The 14,249-nt window shown below is 66.0% G+C and carries 13 protein-coding genes and 1 other RNA gene; 4 read left to right on the forward strand and 10 right to left on the reverse strand.

Features of this window, described 5'->3' with window-relative positions:
* Window positions 1–110 precede the first annotated feature (110 nt).
* The 5 genes from murF to rsmH all read right to left on the reverse strand — a co-directional run bounded on the left by murF (window position 111) and on the right by rsmH (window position 6,148).
* Window positions 111–1,490 (reverse strand): UDP-N-acetylmuramoyl-tripeptide--D-alanyl-D-alanine ligase, encoded by a 1,380-nt coding sequence (gene murF, locus GGD67_RS23650; RefSeq protein ID WP_179736189.1) that lies wholly within the window; start codon window positions 1,488–1,490, stop codon window positions 111–113.
* On the reverse strand, window positions 1,487–2,944 hold the full coding sequence (locus GGD67_RS23655; RefSeq protein ID WP_179736191.1) for a UDP-N-acetylmuramoyl-L-alanyl-D-glutamate--2,6-diaminopimelate ligase: 1,458 nt from the start codon (window positions 2,942–2,944) through the stop codon (window positions 1,487–1,489). Before GGD67_RS23655 ends, murF begins: the two co-directional genes overlap by 4 nt.
* A 79-nt stretch (window positions 2,945–3,023) precedes the next feature.
* On the reverse strand, window positions 3,024–4,766 hold the full coding sequence (locus GGD67_RS23660; protein ID WP_179736193.1) for a penicillin-binding protein 2: 1,743 nt from the start codon (window positions 4,764–4,766) through the stop codon (window positions 3,024–3,026).
* The gene (locus tag GGD67_RS23665; RefSeq protein WP_092253473.1) at window positions 4,763–5,155 is read right to left on the reverse strand and encodes a hypothetical protein; all 393 of its coding nucleotides are present in this window, start codon (window positions 5,153–5,155) and stop codon (window positions 4,763–4,765) included. The genes GGD67_RS23660 and GGD67_RS23665 overlap by 4 nt, the downstream gene beginning before the upstream one ends.
* A gap of 3 nt (window positions 5,156–5,158) precedes the next feature.
* Entirely contained in the window at window positions 5,159–6,148 is a 990-nt protein-coding gene (gene rsmH / locus GGD67_RS23670) for a 16S rRNA (cytosine(1402)-N(4))-methyltransferase RsmH (protein WP_179736195.1), read from the reverse strand.
* Window positions 6,149–6,672: 524 nt separating this feature from the next.
* Here rsmH and GGD67_RS23675 point away from each other — a divergent pair.
* Window positions 6,673–7,455, forward strand: coding sequence for an N-acetylmuramoyl-L-alanine amidase (locus GGD67_RS23675; RefSeq protein ID WP_092253477.1), 783 nt, complete (start codon window positions 6,673–6,675; stop codon window positions 7,453–7,455).
* 5 nt (window positions 7,456–7,460) lie between these two features.
* Here GGD67_RS23675 and GGD67_RS23680 read toward each other — a convergent pair whose 3' ends face one another.
* Both GGD67_RS23680 and GGD67_RS23685 read right to left on the reverse strand, forming a co-directional pair.
* A complete protein-coding gene (locus GGD67_RS23680; RefSeq protein ID WP_179736197.1) occupies window positions 7,461–8,696 on the reverse strand; it encodes an RNA polymerase sigma factor in 1,236 nt (411 codons plus the stop codon).
* Window positions 8,697–8,718: 22 nt separating this feature from the next.
* Complete coding sequence (locus tag GGD67_RS23685; RefSeq protein WP_026202052.1) at window positions 8,719–9,072, reverse strand: YciI family protein; 354 nt, start codon at window positions 9,070–9,072, stop codon at window positions 8,719–8,721.
* A 150-nt stretch (window positions 9,073–9,222) separates the two neighbouring features.
* Between GGD67_RS23685 and rnpB the strand changes: the two genes are divergently transcribed.
* Window positions 9,223–9,702: RNase P RNA component class A (gene rnpB / locus GGD67_RS23690), an RNA gene on the forward strand.
* Between the two features lie 71 nt (window positions 9,703–9,773).
* On the opposite strand, the gene GGD67_RS23695 is transcribed toward rnpB, so the two are convergent.
* The gene (locus GGD67_RS23695; RefSeq protein WP_179736385.1) at window positions 9,774–10,265 is read right to left on the reverse strand and encodes a DUF983 domain-containing protein; all 492 of its coding nucleotides are present in this window, start codon (window positions 10,263–10,265) and stop codon (window positions 9,774–9,776) included.
* Window positions 10,266–10,314: 49 nt separating this feature from the next.
* Here GGD67_RS23695 and GGD67_RS23700 point away from each other — a divergent pair, with 49 nt between their 5' ends.
* Window positions 10,315–11,685 carry a PLP-dependent aminotransferase family protein gene (locus GGD67_RS23700; protein WP_179736199.1) on the forward strand — a complete coding sequence of 457 codons (1,371 nt, stop codon included), beginning with the start codon at window positions 10,315–10,317 and terminating at the stop codon, window positions 11,683–11,685.
* 1 nt (window position 11,686) lies between these two features.
* On the opposite strand, the gene GGD67_RS23705 is transcribed toward GGD67_RS23700, so the two are convergent.
* On the reverse strand, window positions 11,687–11,950 hold the full coding sequence (locus GGD67_RS23705) for a hypothetical protein (protein WP_179736201.1): 264 nt from the start codon (window positions 11,948–11,950) through the stop codon (window positions 11,687–11,689).
* Between the two features lie 223 nt (window positions 11,951–12,173).
* Between GGD67_RS23705 and GGD67_RS23710 the strand changes: the two genes are divergently transcribed.
* The gene (locus GGD67_RS23710) at window positions 12,174–12,917 is read left to right on the forward strand and encodes a sulfite exporter TauE/SafE family protein (RefSeq protein ID WP_179736387.1); all 744 of its coding nucleotides are present in this window, start codon (window positions 12,174–12,176) and stop codon (window positions 12,915–12,917) included.
* Here the strand turns inward: GGD67_RS23710 and GGD67_RS23715 are convergent.
* The gene (locus tag GGD67_RS23715; RefSeq protein WP_179736203.1) at window positions 12,914–14,185 is read right to left on the reverse strand and encodes an O-antigen ligase; all 1,272 of its coding nucleotides are present in this window, start codon (window positions 14,183–14,185) and stop codon (window positions 12,914–12,916) included. The two genes, GGD67_RS23710 and GGD67_RS23715, sit on opposite strands and share 4 nt — an antisense overlap.
* Window positions 14,186–14,249 lie beyond the last annotated feature (64 nt).

Below are 14,249 nucleotides of genomic sequence, written 5' to 3' on the forward strand. Positions count from 1 at the left end.
CGTGCCTTACGCGCATTCGCTGGTCTTCATCATGGTCGCGCGACCTCCGGGAAACCGGACGGCTTCGCGCCGCAAAGGGTGGGGTTCGGCAACAGCGCCTTCCAAGCAGTTTACGCCTTTGCCTGCAAGGCGGCCACCAGGCCCGGCACAAACTTGTTGACCCAGAACATCTTCTTGCTGCCCTTGACAACCACGACGTCGCCTGCCTTCAGCAGGTTCGCGACCTCACTCGGCTTCAAGGTGGCGGGATCGTCGTGCCAGCCGAGGCCCTTGCCGGCCGGGAGCACATCATAGAGATGGCGCATCAGAGGGCCGACGCAGTAGATCCCGTCGATCCCGTCGAGATGCTTGGCAAGGCCGGTGTGATAGCCTGGTGCATCATCGCCCAGCTCCAGCATGTCACCGAGCACGGCAACGCGACGGCCGCCGGTCACATTGCGCGCCTGGAGGCTTTGCAGCGCCGCGGCGACGCTGGCCGGATTGCCGTTGAAACTGTCGTCGATCACGGTGATACCGCCGACCGCCTGCTCGACGCCGCGGCCGGTCATGATGCCGACCCGATCGAGCTTGATCGCCAGCGTCGCCGCATCGAGGCTCGCGGCGCGGATGGCGGCGAGCGCGGCCAGCGCATTCTGCACGCGGTGCGGCGCGCCCGGCGTCAGGCTGAAGGCGATCTGCTTCTTGCCGATCATGGCCACGACCTGCCAGCTCTCGCCATGCGGCGCGTGCGTGACCTCGTGCACCTCGGCATGCTCGCCGAAGCGCACCACCTTGCCCTTCCATTCGGATGCCTTCAGCCCGGCCGGCAGCACCAGCACCCCGTCCTCGGGCAGGCCGAGCGCGATCGACACCTTCTCGCGGCGGATGGCTTCGAGCGAGCCGAGCTTTTCCAGATGCACGGGCTGGACGTTGACGACGAGTGCGACGGTGGGCCGCGTCAGTTCGCTGAGCCGCGCGATCTCGCCTTGCTGGTTCATGCCCATCTCGACGACCCAGAGGCTGGCATCTAGCCTGGCATTGCACAGCGTCAGCGGCACGCCCCAGAAATTGTTGAAGCTGGACGGGCTGGCATAGGCGTTCGGATAGGCCGCCAGAAATTCCTTGGTGCTGGTCTTGCCCGCGCTGCCGGTGAGCCCGATCACAGGCCCGCGGAAGCGGGCGCGGGCGGCGCGCGCGAGGCCCCAGAGGCCGTCGATCAGCGTGTCCTTGACGACGATCTGGGGGATGCGAATGCCCGCGATCTCGTGCGGCACGATCATCGCGACCGCGCCGGAAGCCTCGGCCTTGTCCGCGAACTCCCAGCCGTCGCGCGCGCTGGCGAAGGCCGAGACGAAGCCGCCGCTCGGCGTGCCGCTCAGCGCAACGAACAGGCTGCCCGGCTTCACCAGCCGGCTGTCCTGGGTGACGAAATCAATCGGCGTATCCGGAAATGATCCGGCAGCGCCCAGCGCGCGCGCGACTTCGGCAACCGTCCATATCGGCGCGCTCATGCAACCCTCGACGCTAATGCGGCGGCGACCGCCTCGTGATCACTGAAGGGCAGCACCTGGCCGCCGACGATCTGCCCGGTCTCGTGTCCCTTGCCGGCGACGAGCAGTGCATCGCCTTCCTGTAATTCCTCGATCGCGGTTCGGATTGCCGCGGCACGGTCGCCGATCTCGCGGGCGCCCTTTGCGGTTGCGAGGATTTCGGCGCGAATGGTTTCGGGCTTCTCGCTGCGCGGATTGTCGTCGGTGATGATGACGCCGTCGGCATTGTCGGCCGCGATCTCGCCCATGATCGGACGCTTGCCGGCATCGCGATCGCCGCCGGCGCCGAACACGACAACCAGCCTGCGCTTCGCATAGGGCCGCAGCGCCTGCAGCGCCTTGGCGAGCGCATCGGGCTTGTGCGCGTAGTCGACGAAGATCGGCGCGCCATTGCGCTCGCCGACGCGCTCGAGCCGGCCCTTGGCGCCTTCGAGATGTTCGAGGCTTGCGAACACATTGGCGGCATCGCTGCCGGTCCCGATCGCAAGTCCGGCCGATACCAGCGCGTTCTCGATCTGGAATTCGCCGACCAGCGGCAGCCGGACGGCATGGCGCTTGCCGCGATGCTCGACCGTCAGCTTCTGCGAAAATCCTTCGACCTTGGCGTCGGCAAGATGGATACCATCGCCTGCCCCGTCGCCGTTGCGGCCGACTGCCATCACGCGCAGGCCGCGTGCCTTCGCAGCATCGATCGCTTCCGCCGAGCAATCGTGATCGGCCGAGATCACCGCCGCGCCGCCCGGAGAAACGAGTTCCCGGAACAGGCGGAGTTTCGCTGCAAGATAATGCGCGACGGTCGGATGATAATCCATGTGGTCGCGCGACAGATTGGTGAAGCCGCCGGCCGAGACGCGCACGCCGTCGAGCCGGTACTGATCGAGCCCGTGCGAGGACGCTTCGAAGGCGAGGTGCGTCACGCCCTCGCGCGCGATCTCGTCGAGTTGCCGGTGCAGCGCAATCGGATCCGGCGTGGTCAGCGAGCCATAGACGGTGCGCTTGGGCGAGACGAGGCCGATGGTACCGATGCTGGCGGAAGCGTGCCCCAGCCGCTCCCAGATCTGGCGCGTAAACGCTGCGACCGAGGTCTTACCGCTGGTGCCGGTCACCGCGGCGATGGTCGCGGGCTGCGACGGGAAGAATTTTGCAGCTGCCAGCGCCAGCGCGCGGCGCGGATTGGCGACAGTGATGAACGGCACCTTGCAGGCAGCCGGCGCGTGGTCGCCGACGACAGCCACGGCGCCTGCGGCCACCGCGGCATCGATGAAGCGCGCTCCGTCGGTCTTGCTGCCCGCGAGTGCGAAGAAGAGATCGCCGGCCTTGACCACGCGGCTGTCGAGCGCAAGGCCCGTCGCCTCGAGCGCCGCGATTGCGGGCTCGATCGCGGCATCATTGCCTAAGAGGTCGCGCAGCTTCATGGTCTTCCAGTCGCCGTACCGAAAGCCGAATCTTGAGGGAAATCCCCGACTCAGCAGCGGCTACGGCCCACCCGATTGATTACTGGGTTGTCCTGGATGCTGCAAGAATAAGGCGCTCGGACGGCGGCAGGTCGAACCGCGGTTCGACGCCCAGAAGCGGCGCGATCCGCTCGATCACCTTGCCGCCGGTCGGCACCGCGTTCCAGCCCGAGGTGATGAAGCCCTTGGTTTCGGGAATCGCCTGCGGCTCGTCCAGCATGATCAGGATCTGATATTTCGGATCATCGCAGGGCATGATGGCGGTGAACGAGTTGAGCACGCGCTTCTTGGCATAGCGGCCGTTGATGACCTTCTCGGACGTGCCGGTCTTGCCGCCGACATAATAGCCCTTGACGTCGGCTGTCTTGGCGGTGCCGATTTCGGCGTTGAGCCGCATCAGGAACCGCATCTTGTCGCTGGTCTCCGTCTTAATGACGCGCTTGGCCATCGCCGCCGCTTCGGATTCGCTGCGCTTCATGAAGGTCGGCGGAATCAGATAGCCGCCGTTCACCAGCGCGTTGATGCCCATCACCGCCTGCAGCGGCGCCACCGACATGCCCTGGCCGAACGCGATGGTGACCGTGTTCAGCTCACCCCAGCGGCGCGGGATCAGCGGAGCCGCGCTCTCCGGAAGTTCCGTGCGCAGCCGCGTCAGCTGGCCCATCTTGGCAAGGAACGCCTTGTGCGCTTCCACACCCTGGCCGAGCGCGATCCGCGCGGCGCCGATGTTCGACGAGTAGGTGAACACTTCCTTGGTGTTGATGAAGCGTCCGAGCGGGTGACTGTCGTGGATGGTGAACTTGCCGTAGTGCAGATTTCCGCGGGCATCCCACGACGTGTTCAAATTGATCTTTCCGGAATCGAGCGCCATCGCCAGCGTGAACGCCTTGAAGGTCGAGCCCATCTCGTAGACGCCCGTGGTCAGGCGGTTGATGCGGTCCGGGTCGTGCGCCTCCTTCGGATTGTTCGGATCGAAGTCCGGAAGCGAGACCATCGCCACGATCTCACCGGTCTTGACGTTGGAGACGATGCCGGAGGCGGCCTTGGTGTGGAACTTCTCCTTGGCCTTCAAGAGCTCGTCCCGCAGCGCGTGCTCGACGCGCAGATCGATCGAGAGCTCGATCGGCTTTTGCAGCCGGTCGGTGGCAAAGCCGGCGCGATGGAGATCGGCGAGGCCCTGGTTGTCGAGCCACTTCTCCATGCCGGCGATGCCCTGGTTGTCGATGTTGACGAGACCGATGAGGTGGGCGACCTCGTTGCCGGTCGGGTAGACGCGCTTGTTTTCGCGCAGGAAGCCGATGCCGGGAATGCCGAGCTTGTGGATGGCCTGCTGCTGCTTCGCCGTGACCTCGCGTTTAAGCCAGACGAAGCCCTTGCGCGTCCTCAGGCGCTCGCGCACCTCGGCCTCGTCGAGGTCGGGCACGGTCGCCGTGAGAAGCTCGATCGCCTCGTCCTTGTCGATGATGCGGCGCGGCTCGCCGAACAGGCTCGCCGCCTTGACGTCGGTCGCAAGGATGGCACCGTTGCGGTCGACGATGTCGGGACGTGCGGTCGCCACCACCTCCTGCGCCGCGGCGCGGCGCGCGCCATGGGCATCGGCGCCGATCGCAAACATCACGAGCCGGCCGCCGATCAGGGCGTAGACCGAGGCGAAGGCGAGCATGGCAAGTCCAACGCGCGCGCGCGCCTTCGCAGCGCGATCGACATTGCGCCCGTAAAGCAGGCTGCGGATCAGCCGCTGGCGCCAGGGTTCCGTTGGTTTGGCCGGAGTCGCACCGCTCATTGCTTGTCCTCGGGCTGAGGCACGGAGCCCGTCACATTGTCAGGATCGCTCGCGGCTTCGATGGTGTTGAGCATGGCGCCGATCGGATCGGGCTCGCCCGGCCTGAACATCCGCGGCGGACGCTCCGGCAGGTTCTTGAGCTGATCATATTGCGTGCCGTTGACCGGCTTGAGCTGCAGATGCCGGTCGGACAGGCCTTGCAGCCGATGGGGCGCGTCGAGCTTGGCCCATTCGGACCGCAGCGAGGCGATCGCGTCGCGCTGTTCGCGGATCTCCGCATGCAGCCGCAGCACCTTCTCGACGCGCGCAGTGGAATCCATCTTGATCCGGTAGACATAAGCCGCTGCGAAGATCAGCGCGCCGATGACGAAGAGGTGGATGATGCGCATGCGCTAGCCGCCCCTCATCACGTCGGAGAGTTTTGGCCAGGACGATGGTTCGCCATCCTGATGCGCGGGCGCCGAGGTGCGCTCGGCGGCGCGGAGCTTTGCGGAGCGCGCGCGCGGGTTATGCGCGACTTCGTCCTCACCGGCGATTACGGGCCGCCGCGTCAGGAGCTGGAAGCTCGGCGAAACCTGCGCCACCTCCGGTAAATGCCGCGAGCCGCCGCCGGTCTTGGAACGCTCGGAGAGGAAATTCTTGACGATGCGATCTTCCAACGAATGGAAGGAGACCACGACGAGGCGCCCGCCCGGCTTGAGCACGCGCTCGGCCGCAGCGAGCGCGGTCTGAAGTTCCTCGAGCTCTTCGTTGACGAAGATGCGCAGGGCCTGGAACGTCCGCGTCGCCGGATGAATGTCGCCGGGCTTGGAGCGCACCACCCTGCCGATGAGATCGGCGAGCGCGCGCGTGGTCGTGAACGGCGTCTCCTGACGGTCCGCGACGATGGCGCGGGCGACGCGGCGCGAATGCCGCTCCTCGCCGAGGAGATAGATGATGTCGGCGAGATCGCCTTCCGAGGCGCGGGCGACGACGTCCGCCGCGGTCGGCCCCGCCTGCCCCATCCGCATGTCGAGCGGACCGTCGAGCCGGAACGAGAAACCGCGACCGGCCTGGTCGAGCTGCATCGAGGACACGCCGACGTCCATCACGACGCCGTCCACGGCGTCCACGCCTTGCGCGGCGCAGACCTCGGCAAGATTGGAGAATCGGTCCTCGACCAGCGTCAACCGGCCCGCGGAGCGTTCGACCAGCTCGGCGCCGCCGGCGATGGCGGTGCTGTCGCGGTCAATGGCAATGAGCCGGGTTCCCGGCACGTCGAGGATGGCGCGGCTATAGCCGCCGGCGCCGAAGGTGGCATCGACATAAATACCGCCATCGCGCGGGGCGAGATGGGCGATGGCCTCAGGGCCAAGAACGGGAATGTGCGGAGCCGGGCTCATGCGCCAGGCCTGCTGGAGGCCCAGCCTGACGTCCAAGCGAGATTGGGGACGAACAAGCCCATGACGCCTCGAATGACTCCGTATCGCGGCGGTTCCACGACCGCACCGTCCAGCATGGTTACCGAGCCCGGTCGTCCCGGGCGGCAAACCCAATGTTCCCAGCGGAATTTGTCGGGCAGCCATGGGATTTCGAGCCAAAATACGCTTTGGCCGCCTCCGGACGCGGGTCGGCTCTTCATCCCTCAGTAACGGCCCTTAGCGTTAAGAAAGCGTTGCTCGGCTCGTGACAAGTCGAAAAGCTGATGCGGCGGTGATGCTTCATCCACACACTTGCGCCAAAATGCATCCGTTAACCGCGCTGCGCGATTGCGCGGGGTGGAGGGTAAAGGAATAGTAAAGAGAAGGGCTTGGCCCACTCTCCGTCCCACCTTGGTTTGCCTATGCCGCCGTCCGGTTCGTCCACACCGTCTGGATCTGATTCGAAGCGTCAACGCGTTCTCCCGGTTCCCAAGGCCGCGGCGAGCATGAGGGCGTTCGAGCCGGATTCCTCGATCGTGTCCGACATCATCCCCTCGCCGAACTATGGCGAGCGCAGCAAGGCACGGCAGCCCGATATGATCGTGCTGCACTATACCGGCATGCCCGATGTCGAGGGCGCGCTGGCGCGGCTGTGCACGGCCGGGACCGACGTCTCGGCGCATTACGTCGTGCTGGAGGACGGCCGCATCGTGCAATGCGTGCCCGAAACCAGGCGCGCGTGGCACGCCGGCGTCTCGTCCTGGGCCGGCGAGGACGACATCAACTCCTGCTCGATCGGCATCGAGATCATCAATCGCGGCCATGACTGGGGCTATCCGGAATATCCGCTGCGCCAGATCGCCGCCGTGATCGCGCTGTGCCGCGGCATCATGCTTCGCCGCAAGGTGCCGGCCCACCGGGTGCTCGGCCATTCCGACGTTGCACCCGCGCGCAAGAAGGACCCCGGCGAAAAATTTCCGTGGCACTCGCTGGCCAATTCCGGCGTCGGTCATTGGGTGACGCCGGCCCCGGTCGTACGCGGCGAGACTCTGATGCTGGGCACTATCAGCGACGAGGTGCTGAGCCTGCAGCAGGCGCTCGCCAGATACGGCTACGGCGTGCCGCTGACAGGCAAATACGACGCCGCGACCATGGAAGTCGTCACCGCCTTCCAGCGCCACTTCCGCCCGGCGCGGCTGGACGGTGTCGCGGATCATTCGACGCTGTCGACATTGCAGGCGCTGCTGGCGAGCCTGCCGGCAGAGGGGACGACCGTCGCGTCGAAGTGACGGCGCTAGTTATTCATCTCCCTCACCCGCCGCGCATAGAGCCGCCGCAACGGCTCGAGCTGCGTCGCCTCCGTCGCTGCCCGATACGCCTCGCATGCTTCATCCTTGCGCCCCATTCGCCGCAACAGATCCGCGCGCACTGCGGGCAACAGCTCATAGCCGCGGAGCCCGCCTCGGGCGCTGATCGCATCGACGAGATCGAGCGCACGTGCCGGCCCGTCGACCATCGACACGGCGGCAGCGTGGTTGAGCTCGATCACCGGAGAGGGAGAGATGCGCAGCAACACCTCGTAGAGCCCGGCGATCTGCCGCCAGTCGGTCTGCTCGAAGCTCGGCGCGCGGGCATGCAGCGCGGCGATCGCGGCCTGCACAGCATAAGGCTGCGGCCGTCCGGGCACGCGCAGCGCATCCTCGACCAGGCCCAAGCCCTCCTCGATCTGCACGCGATCCCACAGCATGCGGTCCTGCTCCTCGAGCAGCACGATATCGCCGGCCGCGGTCTCGCGTCCGGCGCGGCGCACATCGTGCAGCAACATCAGGGCCAGCAGGCCCTTGATGCCGCCGCGATCCGGCATCAGCCGATCAAGCAAGCGGCCGAGCCGGATGGCTTCGGCCGCAAGATCAGGCCGCATCAGATCCGCGCCAGCGGTCGCGACATAGCCCTCGGTGAAGACCAGATAGATCACGGCGAGCACGCCATCGAGCCGCGGCGCCAGCGCCTCGCGCTCGGGCACCTCGTAGGGGATGCCGGCGAGCCTGATCTTCTGCTTGGCGCGGACCAGCCGCTGCGCCATCGCCTCCTCGCCCACGAGAAAGGCGCGCGCGACCTGCGTGGTCGACAGCCCGCAGACGGTGCGCAGCGTCAACGCGACCTGAACTTCTGGCGCGAAGGCCGGATGGCAACAGGTGAAGATCAGCCGCAGCATGTCGTCGTCGAGCGTTGTCGCCGGCTCGTCGACCGTTTGCGCGTTGAGCTCGATCTCGTGCAGGAGCGCCTGCTGCTTGCCGCGGAAGACAGCCTGGCGCCTGACACGATCGATCGCCTTGTGCCTGGCGATATTGACCAGCCAGGCGCGCGGATTGTCGGGGACCTCGCACGCCACCCAGCGTTCCAGCGCGACGGCAAAAGCATCCTGAAGCGCGTCCTCGGCGAGATCGAAATCGCCGACGAGGCGGATCAGCGTGGCCAGCGCCCGCCCCGCCTCGTCGCGGAAGATTTTGTCGATCTCGCCTGGGGTCATGCGGCGACGCGCGGCCCGGCCGTCACTTGTCGTAGACCCAGATCGGCCGCACCTCGATCGAACCGACGCGCGCGCTCGGAATCCGCGCCGCGATCTCGATCGCGGCGTCGAGATCCTTGGCCTCGATCAGATAGTAGCCGCCGAGCTGCTCGCGGGTCTCCGCAAACGGTCCATCGGTCGTCAGCATCTTGCCGTCGCGCACACGCACCGTCGTCGCGGTCGTGGTCGGTCGCAGCCGATCGCCGGCCTTGAAATTGCCGTTCCGGATGATGGATTGCGTGAAGGCTTCATACTCCGCCGACATCTTCTGGCTGGTTCCGGTGTCAATCTTCGCGTACTCGGCCTCGTTCTGGTAGATCATGAGCAGATATTGCATCGCTTCACTCCTGTTGTTCGGCTGTGTCGCCGACATCCAGTCGAACGGGGCACGCAGCAAACGACATCTTCAGGATAAATTATTTCGGGCGGATCGTGGGCCGCGATATCGGCTTGACGAAACCGTCACAAATGCCCCATGCGTTGTCAGTCAGTCGGCCGGACGGCCGCTCCGGCAGGTGCCGAAAGGCCGCCGGGGAGGAAAGTCCGGGCTCCCTTGACATACGGTGCCGGATAACGTCCGGCGGGGGCGACCCCAGGGAAAGTGCCACAGAGAACGAACCGCCCGCCTTCGCCCCTACGGGGCTTTGGCGCGGCAAGCCCTCGGGCCTGCCGCGTCGTAGCAGCGAACGCTGCGTAGACGGGTAAGGGTGAAAAGGTGCGGTAAGAGCGCACCGCGGGTCCGGCAACGGAGCCGGCATGGCAAACCCCACCGGGAGCAAAACCGAATAGGGACGGCGTAGCGGGCTGCTCGCGCAAGCGATAACGCCGCGGGGCGATGTCAGGCCCGCCGTCCGGGTAGGTTGCTCGAGGCCATGTGCAAACATGGTCCCAGAGGAATGGCCGTCACGTATCGTTCGCGCAAGCGGACGATGCCTTACAGAACCCGGCTTACAGGCCGGCTGATATTCTAAAGCGTTTTCGAGCGCTAAGGAAGCAACGAGGGGTTCGATGCTGACCGCATCGAACCCCTCACCATTTTCAGGAACGACTTAACGTCGCCGCGCCTCGGGCCGCGCGCGTGTCCGCTTTTACCAGCACCGGCGCGAGCTGGACGGCCTCGCGCCGCTGCTTGCTCACCTCAAAACCGTGCATGCCGATCTGCCATTGCAGCCCGACTATGGCACCCTTGGTCGGCTGCAGCAACGCGAGCGAGGCGAACAGCGTCACCGGCAACCACACCACGAGTTGCAGCCAGACCGCCGGCGCATACGCGGTCTCGACCGCCAGGATCGCGGGGACCACGAGATGGCCGACCAGGACGATCACGAGATAGGCGGGGAAGTCATCGGCGCGCTGGTGGAACAGCTCCTCGCCGCAATGATCACAGCTGTTTGCGACCTTTAGGAAACGGCCGAACAGATGTCCTTCGCCGCAGTTCGGGCACTTGCCGCGAAAGCCGCGCCACATCGCCTTCGTCAGAGAGACTGAATCGGCCGCCATGACTACACCTCTTCCTTTTCGACGATCCATACAATAATCTTTTGTATCCAGACATTCAAAGAATGCGGACCTAAATTGCATGGATTGGACCCCGACAATCTCGGAGCTATCAGGGCCGCGCTACCAGCGCATCGTCGAGGCCATGGAGGCCGACATCGCCGCCGGCCGGCTCGTGCGTGGCCAACAACTGCCGACGCAGCGCGCGCTTGCAAAGGCGCTCGACGTCGACCTCACCACGGTGACGCGCGCCTACACCGAGGCGCGGCGTCGCGGAATCATGGAGGCGCGGGTCGGACAGGGCTCGTTCGTGTCGGAGACCAGCGCGCGCCGCGCGGTCGATCTGCCGCATCCCGTCGCGATCGATCTTTCAATGAACGTGCCGCCGCATCCGCTGGAGGCGCAGCTCGACGAGCGCATCATCGCCGGGATGGAAGCGATCCGCGCGCAATCGGGCCTGACGGCGTATCTCAACTATCAGCCGCCCGGCGGCAGCGCGCATGAGCGCGAGGTCGCCGCGCGCTGGATGCGCGCACGGGTGCCGCACGCGCATGCCGACAGGCTGGTGATTTTTCCGGGCACGCAGACGATCCTGTTCAACCTGCTCGCCCATCTGGCGCGGCCCGGCGACATCGTGCTGACGGAGGCGCTGACATTCCCCGGCATCAAGGCCGCAGCAGCGCGGCTCGGCATCAAGCTCGTCGGCGTCGCCATGGATGATGGCGGCATCCAGCCCGATGCGCTGGCAAAGGCCTGCCGCGTGCACAAGCCGAAGGCCGTCTATCTCATCCCGACGCTGCACAATCCGACCACCGCGACGCTTGTCCCCGAGCGGCGCGGCGCGATCGCAAAGATCATCCGCGATACCGGCACGATCCTGATCGAGGACGACGCCTACGGCCTGCTCGACCGCTCGGCATCGCCGATCGCCAATCTCATTCCGGAGCGGACTTATCTTGCGACCACGCTGTCAAAATGCATCGCGCCGGCGCTCCGCGTTGCCTATCTGGTGACGCCCGACAGCGAGGCGCAGCGGGAGATGCGGACGTATTTGCAGGCGACCGTGCAGATGCCGGCGCCGCTGATGGTCGCGCTGGTGACGCATTGGATCGAAAGCGGCATTGCCGATCGCATCATCACGGCCATCCGCAGCGAGGCGGTCGGCCGTCAACAGCTCGCGCAGCGCACACTGAAAGGCTTCCAGTTCCTGGCCAAGCCGGCGGCGCATCATCTGTGGCTGCGGCTGCCTGAGGACCGGCCCGATGTCGCGGCGCATCTGTTGCGGAACGGACTTGCGGTCGTCGCCGGCGATGCCTTCACGATCGATGGGACACCGCCGCATGCGGCGCGCGTCTCGCTGGGCGCGGCACGGAACAGGTCTGAATTGACGGAAGCGCTACGCATCCTGGTCGGCGCGCTGCAGAAGCCCGCCGACACCAGACAGATCGTCTAGATCATCGACGATGACGGCGATGGGTCGAGCGCACGACCGGTGCCCCAGGCGACGGATAGGCCTGCAAGGCATATGCATCGCTGGGCGCGCCCCGCTGACCGAGAGCCGCACGCGCCGCAGGCGTGAGCTGGCCGCCATTCAGCACGTCGCGGTCGGGATGGGCGGCCTGATAGGCCGCAGGCTCTGAAAGCTGCGCCTGGGCCATTGTCGGCATCAAGGCGGCCGCCAACAGCGCGGCTGCAGCGGCGATTTCAGTGCGGGTCATGGTCATTCTCCATCGTCGCATTCCGGGCCGTCCGATCCGAGCGCAGATGGCGGCGGCGGGCCCCGATTTGAAGTACGACCGTCATGTAGGCGTGTCTTTCGCGAACGCCCGGCGCCGCAGATCACGCTTGCGTGCAGGGCGGATTGACTTGCACAGCAGCAAGCATGCTATGCGGGCGACGGCGATCAACAGTTCGGGATCGCCCGGCGACGAGGACATTCTGTTGGAAACGCTCACCTACGCGCTGCTGTTGCTCGGCGCATTGGCCGGCGGCTTCGTCTCGGGCCTGGCCGGGTTCGGCACGGCACTGATGGCGCTCGGCATCTGGCTCTACGTGCTGCCGCCCTCGCTCGCGGTGCCCCTGGTGCTGATCTGCTCGGTGATCGCGCAAACCTCGACGCTGCCCTCGATGTGGAAGAGCTTCGATCTCTCGCTGGTCTGGCCGTTCCTGATCGGCGGTCTGATCGGCGTGCCGCTCGGCACCATGCTGATCGCCTCCGCCGATCCAAAAGTGTTCAAGCTGAGCGTCGGCATTTTGATTCTGGTCTTTTCGAGCGCGCTCTATCTGAACAAGAGGCCGCTCGCGATCAAGTTCGGCGGCCGCCTCGCCGACGGCGCGATCGGCTTTGCCGGCGGTATTCTTGGCGGCCTCGCCGGGTTGTCCGGGCCACTGCCGATCCTGTGGGCCAACATCCGCGGCTGGAACAAGCATGAGCGGCGCGGCATCTTTCAGCTCTTCAATTTCACGGTGCTCGCGACAGCACTGGTGCTGCAGACCGCATCGGGCCTCGTCGAGCTCAAGGTGATCTGGCTGGCGCTGGTCGCGTTTCCCGGCACTTTGATCGGCGCCTGGGCCGGCGCGCGCGTCTATCACGCCCTCAACGACAAGCATTTTGGCGACGTCGTGCTCGGCCTGCTGTTCCTGTCGGGCCTGACCCTCGTCTGGAACAGTCTCGGCGCACTCTAATTCTGCGTCTTCCTGCCAAGCGCCATGCCGCCGGCGACACCGACGCCGAGGACGTAGATCCAGCCCGGCGTGAAGTCGAACAAATGCGTGTTGAGCAGCGAGGTCAGCATGTTCTGCACCACGACCAGTAGGCCGATCCAGCAGGCCAGCCCCGCGCCGCGAAACAGCGAGAGATGCGCAAACCAGAGCGCGTAGAGGATCAGGACACCGACGACGCCCCACTGCACGGCTACGCTGAGGGTCTGATTGTGCGGGTTGCTGACGACCTCGCCGCGCAGCGGATCGATCTTCGCATCGGCGGCCACGCTTGCGAACAGGCCGCGGATCGAGCCGGTGCCATGGCCGACCAGCGGCGCATCGGCGATGAAGCGAAGGGACTTCCTCCAGTATTCCAGACGTGAACCCATGCCGCTGACCTGACGATCCTGCACGCTCGTCTCATAATCGGCCTGAAACTTCGCAACCGTCATGCGCAGATGCGGCGACACGCCAAAGAGCAGCACGGCCAGCAGCCCCATCGCGCCCGCGGCAAGCAGCGCCGCACGCAGGCGCAGATACAGCAGCGCGAACAGCACCACCAGGATCGGCAGCGTCACCAGCGCCGTGCGCGAGACCACGACGAAGAACATGTTGGCGAGAAATCCGATCGCGAGCACCGCGAACAGCGCCGCGGTGGCGGCGCGGCGTTGTCGCAGCAGCGACACGATCGGATAGACCAGCGCGAGCGCACAGAGCGCGAATTCCTGGCTCTGGTCGATATAGTTGCGCACTGCGATCCCGCTTTCGACCCTGAAAGGCCCACGCGACAGATAGAGCTTCAGCGAGAGTGCGGGGTCGAAGGCGACGGCGAAGGAATAGAGCATCAAGGCCGCGCAGGACGCCAGAAAGGCGGAAAACACCCAATGGCCGTAGGGCCAGCGCTCGAACTGGTAGATCAGGAGCGGAATGACCAGCAGCTTCGCCGACGGCCCGATCGCGTGGATTCGCTCCGGCCATGGCGCATCCGACCAGAACGTTCCGACGACGGCGAGCGCGACCAGCGCGATCGGCAGCAGGCAGATCGGGCGAAGCAGCGAACGTGGAAACGCGCGAAGATCGACGAATGCGAACGCGATCAGCCAGGGTATGAGCGCGAAGATCAGCCCGGTCGTGGTCCACGGCAGCAGCAGCGCGATCAACGCAACGAAGCGGGCTGGCGTGCGATAGCGCGCCGCCCAGATCGCGGAGAGCCATGACGCCGCCCGCGGCTCGTTCGTCACTCCGGTCATTGGCCCTTCTGCAGCCCACCATCCTCAACCGCCCGGCAAGTTAGCCGGAGCAGCCGGGATGGAA

This window comes from Bradyrhizobium sp. IAR9 (genome assembly GCF_013408065.1).
GTDB lineage: Bacteria > Pseudomonadota > Alphaproteobacteria > Rhizobiales > Xanthobacteraceae > Bradyrhizobium.